Raw genomic sequence first — 11,372 nt, 5'->3', positions numbered from 1 at the left:
CGCGCCCCGCTCAGCGAACCGGCGACGGGCCGGTCGCGGCCGGTGACACCGCTGCCGGTTCGCGCCACCAGCGGCGCGACGCCAGCGCGGCCAGTCCGGCGCCGGCGGAGTTGAGCAGGACGTCGTCCACCGAGGACACCCGGTCCAGCCGCAGGGCGTACTGCGCGACCTCGACCAGGACCGAGCAGCCGGCCGCGAGCACCAGGATCCGCGGCACCGACGCCAGCGCCGCGAACCGCAGCGGGCCGAAGAACCCGACCGCCGCGAACACCAGCAGGTTGCCGACGATCTGGACCGTCACGGTCAGCGGCCCGCTCGCGAGGACGGTGAGCAGATCCCGCAGCGGCACCAGGCTCACCCGGCCGGGGACCACACCGGCGCCCTCCCCCGGCAGCATGATCATCCAGACCCACGGCACGGTCCCGTAGACGATGCCCACCTCGGCCAGGGACCGCTGCCACGCCGGGCCGCCGCCGCCACGCCGGCGCGCCAGCACCCACACCACCAGCGCGGCCGCCGGCGACGCGGCCGCCGTGAGCAGCACGACCCCGTTGATCGTGCCGAACCAGCCGTGCCACCCCTCGATCACGCCGCTCCCACCTCCGTCCGGCCGACGGCCGGCCCGAGGCCATCCTGCCTCCCGGCGGGCCGCCGGCCGCGGGCGCCCGTGTGGTTACGGCGACTCCTGGGTGTTCATCGACCGGATTCCGCTGCTCAGCGTCGCGATCACCGCCGAGACCGCGACGAGCCCGGCGAAGACCAGCAAGGTCACGGCCACCGGGAACCGGGCCGGCAGCAGTCCGGCCAGTCCCGGGGCGAGGGCGGCGGCCGAGGTGGCGGCCAGGAAGATGACGCTGACCACCCGGCCCTGCAACCGGTCCGGCGTGATCGCCGCCTGGTAGCCGAAGAGGACCGCGTTGGCGGTCGGCGCGAGGAGCGGTCAGTGTCGGTTCGGCGGCGGCGATCATGCCGGCCACCAGGAGCCGGGGGCGGGACGCAGGTCGTCGAACCACTCGGCCGCCGGGTCGTGCCGGGCGAAGAACTGCCGGCCGACGTGGGCCGCGTCGCGGGCCTGGAGCATACGCAGGCAGAACATCTCGGTCCCGCCGACGCGCACGACGCCGTCCACGAGCACCTTGCCCGGGGCGGCCGACATGACCGGCCCCCGGGCCGTCCGCGCGCACCTCCCCCGGACGGTGGACCCGGCCGGCCGGACGACCGCGCCGGCGGCGCCGGACCAGCCACTGTGGCCGCGTGTGACGCTCGCTACACGGCCTCCACACCGGCCGCCGGCGGCGTGGCCATCCGATGGTTGCGGCCGGGCACCCGGAAGTGGTGGAACGTGACAGTGGCGCTGACGTCCAGCGCGTGCACCCAGTGCCACCAGCCGACCGGCACCAGCAGCATCTGCCCCGGTTCGAGCACCGTCTCCAGCACCGTCGCCTCGGCGTACCGGGGATGCCGGTCGAGGTCCGGTCGCGCCGCGTCCACCGCGCTGAACGTCCCGCCGCGGGGATAGACCAGATGCCGCTGGTACGACGGCACCAGCCGGACGTGCTTGCGCCCGAGCACCTGGCAGAGCAGGACGGTGCTGTTGTCCACGTGCAACGGCGTCACGGTGCCGGCCGGCCCCAGCAGCAGGTGCCCGCCACCGGACGGGTCGACGAGGTGTGCCGGCGGCCGCACGTCGGCGGCGAGCGCCCGCAGCGCGCCGTTCCAGTTCTCGTTGCGCGGCACCATGTAGTAGTCGTTCGTCCGCGCACCGGAGTCCAGCAGCGCCACGTAGTCCGCGAACGGCATGGTGGTGCGGTGCCTGTCGTACTGCCAGGCGTGATCGGGGTTCGCCTCGCGGCCGGTCATCACCTCGACGACCGCGTCCGGGCACCTGCGGGCCATCCGGGCCGGCGTCCAGTCCCGCGCGGGCCAGTCCGCCATCAGGCCGTCGAGCACGACCGGCCGGTTGCCGAAGTAGTAGCGGGCGAAGAACTCCTCGGCGCCGGGATCGGACCGGCGCTCCAGGACGCGGCCCCCGTCGTCCTCGCGCAGCACCCGGTAGGTGTCCAGTACCGACTCCATCCAGTCGTAGCGCAGCGCGAGCCGCCGGCACACGGCGAAGTACGGGTGGCCGGCGAGCGCCGCCAGCTCCGCGTCGACGGCGTCGGCGTCCGCGCCGGCGGCGACGGCCGCCGCGCGGGCCTGCCCGGCGGCGACGCCCATCGCCAGGTTCTCGGCGAGCCACTCCCGCCAGGCGGGGAGCAGGCCCGGCGCGGCGGCCACCGTCACCGGGTGACCTCGACGGGCGGAGCGGCCGGTGCGGCCGGGCGGAGCGACAGCACCACGGCGTCGCCGCGGACGTCGGCGGGCGGCGGCGTGAGCCGGGGCGCGCGGGTGTACTCGGAGCAGTTGACGTAGGAGTTCTTGACGTGGGCCGGGATGTGGTCCGGCGTGGTGTCGGTCATGCCCGGCAGTCAACCGGCGTGGCGTCCCGGCCCGCCAGGGACGCCGATCCCGTCCGGCCCGGGACGCCGTCGCCGCACCGCACGGCCGATCCCCCCGTCCCGGCCGGACCGGGACATCCGCCCCTGGCCGCCGGGACACCGCGGCCCGCAGGGTGACGGCGGCGGGCCGCGCCGGCGCGGGAACGGTACGGCGAGCCCGGGTAACGCCTGGCCCGCCATCCGGCTCACGCCGTTCAGGTGGTCCCCCGACGCCTCCCGGCCTGACACAGTGGACCCGACATGCGTGACGACCTCCTCGCTCCGCGTCGAACGGCCTGGGCCGTCCTCGTCGCCACCGGCGTGCTCACGCTCGGCGCGGTCGCCGGCTGGGCGGTGGCGGCTCCCCGCTTCACCGCCGGCCAGCTCTACTCGCTCGTCGACCTGCTCGACGGCGTCGTCTACGGCGCGGCGGCCTGGCTGATCCTGAGCCGCCGGCGCAGCGGCAGCCGGCTTCCGGGGTGGATCGCCACGGCGGCGGCGCTCGGCGGCGCGCTCGCCGCGTGCTGCGCGCAGTGGCAGCTCGCCGTCGGCGGGCTGCCGCTGCTGACCGCAGTGCACCAGTGGGCCTGGGTGCCCGGCCTCTACTCGCTCGTCGTGGTCATGCCCTGGCTGCTGCCGGAGCGGTCGCCGGGCCGGCTCGACCGGATCGCCGTCGCGGTCGGCCTCGGGTACGTGGCGCTGACGGTGGCTATCCTCGCCACCGCGCCGCCACCGGTGGGAGTGGTGCCGCTGACACCGGAACTCCGCGACGCCCGCGCCACGCTGCTGCGACAGTTCTCCCCCGTCCTGCCGTACGCGCTGGTCGGGCTCGGCGCGCTCGCCGCCGCCGGCGTCGCGTGGCGGTGGCGGCGCGGGGAGCCCGAGCGGCGCAACGGCCTCGGCTGGGTGACCGCGGGCAGCGCGTTGCTCACCCTGGCCTTCCTGGCCACGCTCCTGCCGCCGGCGGTGGTGCCGCCGGCCGCGCCCGCGCTGCTGATGCTCGCCTCCCAGGCGTTCTTCCCCGCCGCGGTGGCAGTGGTGGTGCTGCGCCAGCAGTTGTGGGGCCTGCGGCTGGCCGTCCGGCGCACCCTGGTCTGGTATCTGATGACCGCGACGGTCATCGCCGCCTACTGCGCGGCGGTCGCCGTGTCCGACCGGCTGCTGCCGCACGCCGCGCCGCTGCCGCAACTGCTTGTCACCGGCGTGATCGCGGCGGCCTTCCAGCCGGTCCGCGCGCTCGTGCAGCGACGGGTGGACGGGCTGGTGCACGGCGAGCCGCCCGAACTCCTGCTGCACCGGGTGGTGCGCAGCGGCGGCAGCACGACCGACATCGGCGCGGCGGTCGCCACCGCGCTGCGGCTGGCCGACGTGCGGATCACCGAGGATGGGCCGCAGCCGCCGCCGCACGAGGGCGGTCCGCCGGTCACCGTGCCGCTGGTCCGCGGCGACCGGCTGGTCGGCCACCTGCACGCCTGGCCCCGGCCCGGCGAGCTGCTGGACGACCGGGCCGGGGAGGCGCTCGCCGTCCTCGCCCCGGTGGTCGCCGCGATGGTGGACCTCGCCGGCACGAACCGGAACCTGGCCCGGTCGCGGCAACGGCTGTCGGAGGTACGCGACGAGGAGCGCCGCTCGCTGCGCCGGGACCTGCACGACGGCCTCGGACCGGCGCTCAGCGGCATCGGGCTGGGCCTGGCCGCCACCCGCAACCTGTTGCGCCGCGACCCGGACCGGGCCGAGGAGCTGCTGGACCGGCTGACCGAGGAGCTGACCGCACGGGCGGCGGAGGTACGGGAGCTGGCGCACGGGCTGCTGCCGCCGGTGCTGGCCGACGGCGGCCTGCGTCCCGCCCTGGACCTGCTGCGCAACCAGTACGCGCGGGCCGGGCTGCGGATCGTGATGCGCGCCCCCGCCTCGCTGGATCCGCTGCCGGAGCCGGTCGCCACCGCCGCGTACGGCGTCACCGCCGAGGCGGTGCGCAACGTGCACCGGCACGCCGGCGTGGACACCTGCACGGTGTCGCTGGACCGGCGACCGGACCTGCTCCGGGTCACCGTCACCGACGCGGGCCGGGGTGTGGCCGCCGGGCCGGTCCGCCCCGGCGTGGGCCTGCACGCCATGCGGGAACGGGCGCAGGCGGTCGGCGCGACGCTGACCGTCGGGCCGGCGCCCTCCCGCGGCACCACCGTCTGCCTGACCGTCCCCCTGGAGTGCCGGTGACCGACCGTCCGATCCGCGTCGTCGTGGTGGACGACCACCCGGTCTTCCGGCTCGGCATGAGCGCGCTGCTGGACACCCTCGACGGCATCGAGTGCGTCGGCGAGGCCGCCGACGCGTCCGAGGCCCGGGCGCTGGTCGACAGCACCAGGCCGGACGTGGTGCTGATGGACCTCCATCTCGGGCCGGGGTCCGGGATCGAGGCCACCCGGGCGTTGAGCCGTGACCACCCGGAGGTCCGGGTGCTGGTGGTGACCATGCTCAACGACGACGTCTCACTCGTCGCCGCGGTACGTGCCGGAGCGCGTGGATACGTGCTCAAGGGGGCCTCGGCCGCGGACGTGGAGCGTGGCATCCGGGGTGTGGCCGGCGGCGACCTGGTCCTGGGCGGCCCGCTCGCCGACCGCGCCGCCGCTCTGCTGGGCGCCCGCGCCGACGGCCCGTTCCCGGAACTGACCGACCGGGAACGCGAGGTGCTCGGCCTGCTCGCCCGGGGTCTGTCGAACCCGCTCATCGCGCACCGGCTCGGGCTGAGCGCCAAGACCGTACGGAACAACGTCTCCGCCATTCTGGTCAAACTCCGTCTCGGCAGCCGCGCCGAGGCGATAGCCCGGGCTCGCGACCACGGAATGGGTAATCCGAACGCCGCTGAACTGCCGCCGTCCCCGGCCCGCTGAGCGGCACTGCCGATTTCGATTCCGGCACCCCGGGATCGATTCCGATACGGCCGGCGGAGACGATTCCCGCCCGCTGTTCCGGGTGGCGGCCCCGGCACCGGCCGGTCGGTGCCGTGGCTGCTCACCGGCGCTGCGCCGGCCGCCCTGCCGCGCCGGGAGCAGGCGGAGAAAGACGCCTCCCCCTGTGGAAAGAAAGCCTTCCCTAACCAAGGCAAGGCTCATCTTCGCTGGACCGGGACTCGGCGCGGAAACGGCGACTTACGGCCGCCGACCCCGCATTCCGTTGTTAAGGTGAGCATGATCCTCAGTGGCGGCGGACGGGTTTGAGGACCGGGCCGCCCGGCAAATACCAGATGGCATTCGAGCACCACGAGGCCGGCCGTTCGTGTCCGCCGGCCCGCATGACTTGGAGGCACCATGAAGACCCTGTTGCAGTCTCCGCCGGTACGTGAATGCGCCGCCACCGCGTGCAGCTTCAACGACAACGGCTGTCACGCTCCCGCGATCACCGTGGCCGCCTCCGCCGACGCGGCCTCCTGCGCGACGTTCGTCGAGTCCTCGCTCAGCGGCGGGATCGCCGAGGTCACCGGCGCTGTGGGCGCCTGCGCGCGGGCCGAGTGCGTGTACAACACGAACCTCGCCTGCACCGCCGAGTCGATCACGGTCGGCCCGGGCGCCACGGTCAGCGACTGCCTGACCTACCAGCCCGCCTGACGAACCGGACACCACGCCCGTACGGGTCACGACGGTCACCGTCGTGACCCGTTCGGCATGTGCGGCACCCGACCCGCCGTTGCACAGGTAAGCCTTACCTACTACCGTCTGACCTGGGCCGACTTCACCCCTTCCCGGCCGAGGAGACAGACATGGCGTTGCACCCCGCCGGGCGCCCGGCCCCGTCGGCCGGCATCGCCCCGGTCGCCGCCCGGCCGCCGGCGCTCCCCTCCACGCCCCGCGACGCCGTCTCCGCCCGGTGCGTGCTGAGCGCCGCCTCCTCGGTGCGGCTGACGCTCGGCGACACCACCGCCGACCTCCTCTCCGCCCACGCCGTCCTCCCCGACGGCACGATCGTGCTCGCGGTCGACGCGATGAGCCGCACCGGAGGCCTGCTGGTGGCCGCGCGCGGCCACAGCGGTGCGGTACGCCTCGACGTGACCCACCTCGCCCCGGTCGCCGTACGCTCCCGGGTGCGCGCCCGGCTGCGGATCATGGGCACCGCCCGCCGCTTCGACCCGGCCGCGCTCGACGCCTGCGACCCGGCCACCGTGATGTCGCTGCTCGACCTGCCGCCGGTGGCGCTGTGGGCGATCGCGCCGGACGAGATCGTCCTCGACCGGGCCGCCGAGCCCGTCGCGGTGGACCCCGGCACGTACCGCGCCGCCCGCCCGGACCCGATCGCCGTCGACGAGGCCGCCCACCTCGCGCACCTGGCCCGGTGCCACAGCGACCTCCTGAACCGGCTCGGCACGCTCGTCGACAGGGGCGCCGGTGCGACGCGGATCGTCCCGGTCGCGCTCGACGCCGAGGGCATCGTGCTGCGCGCGGAGCGGCCGGACGGCCACACCGACACCCGGTTGTCCTTCACTCACCCGGTCACCGCCGGCGCCGGCCTCGCCGAGGCGTTGCGGACGCTTGTCGCCTAGCCCATGGTGCCGCCGGCCGGGCCGCCGCCTCCCGGGACACCTTGCCTTGATGTCTTTCTAAACAGAGGCTTGCGCGCTGATTAGATGGGTGTCAACCTAGAGGCATGCCGAAGCAACAGGCGCCGATCCCCCTCGTCGACCTCAGCGCCGACGCGCCGTGCTGCCCCCCGCTGGCGCAGCGCCGGGTCCCGGCCGAGACGGCGGCGGTGCTGGCGCCCGCGTTCAAGGCCCTCGGCGATCCGGTACGGCTGCAGCTGATGTCGATGATCGCCTCCGCCGAGGGCGGCGAGGTGTGCGTGTGCGACCTGACGCCGGCGTTCGACCTGACCGGGCCGACGATCTCCCACCATCTCAAGACGCTGCGCGAGGCGGGCCTGGTGGACGCCGAGCGGCGGGGCACCTGGGTCTACTACCGCGCGCGGCCGCAGATCCTGCGCCAGCTCGCCGGCCTGCTGTCGATCGAGCCGGCCGCCGCAGCGCAGCGGTAGGCCGCACGCCACGCCCCGCCGGAGCCGGACCGATCACCGCCGAGCCCGGTGGCCCCCACACCGACACCCCATGGGAGCGTCCATGACCACCGCCATCAGAGCCGAACACGCCCCGCCGGTGGTGGCACGCCTGTCGCGCCTCGACCGGTTCCTGCCGGTCTGGATCGGCCTGGCCATGGTCGCCGGTCTGCTGCTCGGCCGGATCGTCCCCGGCCTGGACGACGCTCTCGGCGCCGTCGAGGTCGGTGGCATCTCCCTGCCCATCGCCCTCGGCCTGCTGATCATGATGTATCCGGTCCTGGCCAAGGTCCGCTACGACCGCCTCGACACCGTCACCGCTGACCGGCGCCTCCTGGTCTCGTCGCTGATCCTCAACTGGGTCGTCGGTCCCGCCGTCATGTTCGCCCTGGCCTGGGTGTTCCTGGCCGACCAGCCGGAGTACCGCACCGGGCTGATCATCGTCGGCCTGGCCCGCTGCATCGCGATGGTCATCATCTGGAACGACCTGGCCTGCGGCGACCGGGAGGCGGCGGCGGTCCTCGTCGCCGTCAACTCGGTGTTCCAGGTCGTCGCCTTCGGCCTGCTCGGCTGGTTCTACCTGTCGGTGCTGCCGGGCTGGCTGGGTCTGGACGGTGCCGCGCTGGAGGTCTCCGGCTGGGACATCGCCGGTAACGTCCTCGTCTTCCTCGGCATCCCCCTGCTCGCCGGCTACCTCTCCCGCCGCCTCGGCGAGCGCACCAGGGGCCGCGACTGGTACGAGCGACGGTTCCTGCCCAGGGTCGGGCCCGTCGCCCTGTACGGACTGCTGTTCACCATCGTCGTGCTGTTCGCCCTGCAGGGCGAGGCCATCACCGACCGGCCGGCCGACGTGGCCCGCATCGCTCTGCCGCTGCTGGCCTACTTCGCCCTCATGTGGGCCGGCTCCTACCTGCTCGGCCGGGCCATCGGCCTGACCTACGAACGCACCACCACCCTCGCGTTCACCGCGGCGGGCAACAACTTCGAACTGGCCATCGCGGTCGCGATCGGCACCTTCGGGATCGCCTCCGGCCAGGCCCTCGCCGGCGTCGTCGGCCCGCTGATCGAGGTCCCGGTCCTCGTCGGCCTGGTCTACGTGTCGCTGTGGGCCCGCGCCCGCCTGTTCCCCGCGCCGGGAACCCGGCCGTGAGACGCCCCGACCGCGCTGCGGCACGCCGCGCGGCAACCACCCGGATCAGGGAGACCCGATGAGCGACAAGCCCAGCGTCCTGTTCGTCTGCGTGCACAACGCCGGCCGATCCCAGATGGCCGCCGGGTGGCTGCGCCACCTCGCCGGCGACACCGTCGAGGTGCGCTCCGCCGGCAGCGCGCCCGCCGGCCAGGTCAACCCGGCCGCCGTCGAGGCCATGCGGGAGGTCGGCATCGACATCACCGGCCAGACCCCCAGGCTCCTGGAGTACGAGACGGCGGAGTCCTCCGACGTCATCGTCACCATGGGCTGCGGTGACGCCTGCCCCGTCTTCCCCGGCAAGCGGTACGAGGACTGGAAGCTCGACGACCCCGCGGGCCGGGGCGTCGACGCGGTACGCCCCATCCGGGACGAGATCCGCGCCCGGGTGGAACGGCTGCTCGCCGAACTGCACCCCACCGCCTGACACCGCCCGCACGGTCGACACCGTAGTGGTAACCGACGATGATCCGGTCCTGATTGCACCGGCGGGCGGCCGCCGCAGGTGCAACGATGCAAGCGTGGGAACTGCGAAGACTGCCGCCCCTGCCATCTCGCCGCTCACCGGCGAGCCGATCAAGCGTGCCGACGCCGAACGCCTCGCGGGCGTCCTGAAGGCGTTGGCCGACCCGGCCCGGCTGCGGCTGCTCAGCCTGATCCAGTCCGCGCCGGAGGGCGAGGCGTCCGTCAGCGACCTCACCGCGCCGCTCGGTCTCTCCCAGCCGACCGTCAGCCATCACCTCCGGATCCTCACCGAGGCCGGTCTGATCGAGCGGGAGAAGCGGGGTGTGTGGGCGTACTACCGCCTGGTGCCGTCCGCGATCTCGGCGATCGCCGAGTTGCTGACGCCGCCTCGGAAGCGGCCGACGAAGAAGGTCCGATGAGCAGTCCCTCTTGAGGTGCGCGGCCCGAGCCGGTAGAAACGGCGGGGCCGACAGGAGGTCAGTCATGGCCGACACCGACGGGTTGTTGTCCGCGACGCCGCGTACGACCCTGCGCCGGATGAAGGAGAAGGGGCACCGCGACCGCGTCGCCCTGTTCGACGTGCTCCGGGCCGCCTCCGTCTGCCATCTCGGCGTGCTCGTCGACGGCGGTCCGATGGTGGTACCGACCGTCTACGGCTTCGACGACCGGCACCTCTACCTGCACGGCTCGGTGGCCAGCCGGAGCCTCACCACCGACACCGAGGTCTGCGTGACTGTCACCGTGGTCGACGGGCTGGTCCTGGCGCGCTCGGTGTTCGAGCACGGGATCAACTACCGCAGCGCGATGATCTACGGCCGGCCCCGGTGGGTGACCGACGCCGAGGAGAAGGTGTACGGCCTGCGGCTGCTGACCGAGCACGTCGCCCCCGGCCAGTGGGACCACGCCCGCCGGCCGAACCGGCGGGAACTGGCGGCCACCGCGCTGCTGGCGCTTCCGCTGGCGGAGGCGTCGGTCAAGACGCGCAGCGGACCGCCGGACGACGGCGACAGCCCGGACGCCGCCCTCGGGCTCTGGGCCGGCGAGCTGCCGCTTGTCGCGCGCTGGGAGCAGCCGGTGACCGACCCGGCGCTGCCGCCGGCGACGCCGGTGCCGGCGCACGTCGCGGCGCGTGCCGGCACCCGCGCCGACCAGGGCTGACGGGCGGCCCTCGGTCCCTACCGGAGCTGGCGGGCCACCTCCGCCAGCGGCAGCCGGGGCTGCACGGCCGCGCGGGCGGCCACCACGGCGAGCGCCCGGGGCACACCGGCGCAGTGCGCGATGATCTCCCGTACCGCCGCGCGCTCGGCGGTGAGGCGACGCTCGCCGAGGCGCGCCGCCAGCAGGTCCCACGCCTCACCGGCGGCCAGCTCGTCGACCACGACCGGGCACGCGGCCTCGCCGACGACCAGGCCGGTGAGGCGGTGCCGGCTGGTCACGACCACCATGCAGCCGGGTACGCCGGGCAGCAGCGGCCGCACCTGGTCGTCGTCGCGGGCGTCGTCGAGCACGATGAGCATCCGGCGTCCGGCGAGCGCGCTGCGGTAGAGCCCGGCGCGCGCCGCCGGTCCGCACGGGACCCCACCGGGTACGTCGAGCGCCTCGATCAGGCCGCCGAGCGCCTCGGCCGGCGCCACCGCAGGCCGTACCGGGTCGCTGCCGCCGAGCTGGACGTGCAGCACCCCGTCGGCGAACCGGGCCGCCGACCGGTGCGCCCAGCGCAGCGCCAGCGCCGTCTTGCCGATGCCGGACCGGCCGGACAGGACGCACACCACCACGCTCGACATCCGCCGCGGCCCGCCGTCGAGCAGCCGGTCGAGTTGCCGCAGTTGTGCCGACCGGCCGGTGAAGCCGGGAATCTCCAGCGGCAGCTGCATGGGACGGATCCGGGCCGCGACCGCCGGGTGGGCGGGCAGGCCGAGGACCTCGCGGAGCAGCCGGACGGTCGCGGGCCGCGGACGGGTCACCCGCGACGACTCCAGGTTGCGGATGCTCCGGACGCTCAGTCCGGTGCGGGCGGCCAACTCCTCCTGTGTCAGGTTGGCCATTCGCCGTGCGGTAGCGATCTCATGACCCAACGTATCCATGTAGCCGATCACAGCGTCGTCTCCGTACCGGTTCTGGTGGATTCATGACGGTGGACCACCGAAGCCGCGGCCGCTGAGCGGGCAGTCAGCAGCGACATTGCCGGTGATCTGCCGGTG

15 protein-coding genes are annotated in these 11,372 nt (G+C 74.5%); 9 read left to right on the top strand and 6 right to left on the bottom strand.

The features are described from left to right. Window positions 1-10 precede the first annotated feature (10 nt). The 5 genes from ACPCK6_RS14745 to ACPCK6_RS14725 all read right to left on the bottom strand — a co-directional run bounded on the left by ACPCK6_RS14745 (window position 11) and on the right by ACPCK6_RS14725 (window position 2,459). The gene (locus ACPCK6_RS14745) at window positions 11-589 is read right to left on the bottom strand and encodes a VanZ family protein (RefSeq protein ID WP_423481379.1); all 579 of its coding nucleotides are present in this window, start codon (window positions 587-589) and stop codon (window positions 11-13) included. A gap of 84 nt (window positions 590-673) precedes the next feature. Next, window positions 674-862 (bottom strand): hypothetical protein, encoded by a 189-nt coding sequence (locus ACPCK6_RS14740; protein ID WP_423481378.1) that lies wholly within the window; start codon window positions 860-862, stop codon window positions 674-676. A 102-nt stretch (window positions 863-964) separates the two neighbouring features. Then, complete coding sequence (locus tag ACPCK6_RS14735; protein ID WP_396883476.1) at window positions 965-1,156, bottom strand: hypothetical protein; 192 nt, start codon at window positions 1,154-1,156, stop codon at window positions 965-967. Between the two features lie 110 nt (window positions 1,157-1,266). After that, entirely contained in the window at window positions 1,267-2,283 is a 1,017-nt protein-coding gene (locus ACPCK6_RS14730; RefSeq protein ID WP_423481377.1) for a cupin-like domain-containing protein, read from the bottom strand. Further along, entirely contained in the window at window positions 2,280-2,459 is a 180-nt protein-coding gene (locus tag ACPCK6_RS14725; RefSeq protein ID WP_318334564.1) for a hypothetical protein, read from the bottom strand. Before ACPCK6_RS14725 ends, ACPCK6_RS14730 begins: the two co-directional genes overlap by 4 nt. A gap of 279 nt (window positions 2,460-2,738) precedes the next feature. Here ACPCK6_RS14725 and ACPCK6_RS14720 point away from each other — a divergent pair, with 279 nt between their 5' ends. From ACPCK6_RS14720 to ACPCK6_RS14680, 9 genes are all read left to right on the top strand, one after another. Continuing rightward, the gene (locus ACPCK6_RS14720) at window positions 2,739-4,694 is read left to right on the top strand and encodes a histidine kinase (RefSeq protein WP_423481376.1); all 1,956 of its coding nucleotides are present in this window, start codon (window positions 2,739-2,741) and stop codon (window positions 4,692-4,694) included. Continuing rightward, the gene (locus tag ACPCK6_RS14715) at window positions 4,691-5,368 is read left to right on the top strand and encodes a response regulator transcription factor (protein WP_423481375.1); all 678 of its coding nucleotides are present in this window, start codon (window positions 4,691-4,693) and stop codon (window positions 5,366-5,368) included. The genes ACPCK6_RS14720 and ACPCK6_RS14715 overlap by 4 nt, the downstream gene beginning before the upstream one ends. Before the next feature lie 417 nt (window positions 5,369-5,785). After that, window positions 5,786-6,082, top strand: coding sequence for a DUF1540 domain-containing protein (locus ACPCK6_RS14710; protein ID WP_135240735.1), 297 nt, complete (start codon window positions 5,786-5,788; stop codon window positions 6,080-6,082). A 152-nt stretch (window positions 6,083-6,234) separates the two neighbouring features. Next, the gene (locus ACPCK6_RS14705) at window positions 6,235-7,011 is read left to right on the top strand and encodes a DUF2470 domain-containing protein (RefSeq protein ID WP_423481374.1); all 777 of its coding nucleotides are present in this window, start codon (window positions 6,235-6,237) and stop codon (window positions 7,009-7,011) included. A 104-nt stretch (window positions 7,012-7,115) separates the two neighbouring features. Further along, entirely contained in the window at window positions 7,116-7,499 is a 384-nt protein-coding gene (locus ACPCK6_RS14700) for an ArsR/SmtB family transcription factor (RefSeq protein WP_262014996.1), read from the top strand. 82 nt (window positions 7,500-7,581) lie between these two features. Further along, window positions 7,582-8,667 carry an ACR3 family arsenite efflux transporter gene (arsB, locus tag ACPCK6_RS14695; RefSeq protein ID WP_423481373.1) on the top strand — a complete coding sequence of 362 codons (1,086 nt, stop codon included), beginning with the start codon at window positions 7,582-7,584 and terminating at the stop codon, window positions 8,665-8,667. Between the two features lie 58 nt (window positions 8,668-8,725). Further along, complete coding sequence (locus ACPCK6_RS14690; RefSeq protein WP_423481372.1) at window positions 8,726-9,133, top strand: arsenate reductase ArsC; 408 nt, start codon at window positions 8,726-8,728, stop codon at window positions 9,131-9,133. Window positions 9,134-9,227: 94 nt separating this feature from the next. Continuing rightward, window positions 9,228-9,590 carry an ArsR/SmtB family transcription factor gene (locus ACPCK6_RS14685; RefSeq protein ID WP_423481371.1) on the top strand — a complete coding sequence of 121 codons (363 nt, stop codon included), beginning with the start codon at window positions 9,228-9,230 and terminating at the stop codon, window positions 9,588-9,590. 64 nt (window positions 9,591-9,654) lie between these two features. After that, window positions 9,655-10,329, top strand: a complete 675-nt coding sequence (locus ACPCK6_RS14680; protein ID WP_423481370.1) for a pyridoxamine 5'-phosphate oxidase family protein — start codon at window positions 9,655-9,657, stop codon at window positions 10,327-10,329. 17 nt (window positions 10,330-10,346) lie between these two features. Here ACPCK6_RS14680 and ACPCK6_RS14675 read toward each other — a convergent pair whose 3' ends face one another. Further along, on the bottom strand, window positions 10,347-11,255 hold the full coding sequence (locus ACPCK6_RS14675) for a helix-turn-helix domain-containing protein (RefSeq protein WP_396883485.1): 909 nt from the start codon (window positions 11,253-11,255) through the stop codon (window positions 10,347-10,349). Between the last annotated feature and the right edge of the window lie 117 nt (window positions 11,256-11,372).

This window comes from Micromonospora sp. AB353, assembly GCF_049538395.1.
Classification (GTDB): Bacteria; Actinomycetota; Actinomycetes; order Mycobacteriales; family Micromonosporaceae; genus Micromonospora; species Micromonospora aurantiaca.
Note: the sequence above shows the minus strand (reverse complement) of the source record. Positions and strands in the feature narration are given on the sequence as shown.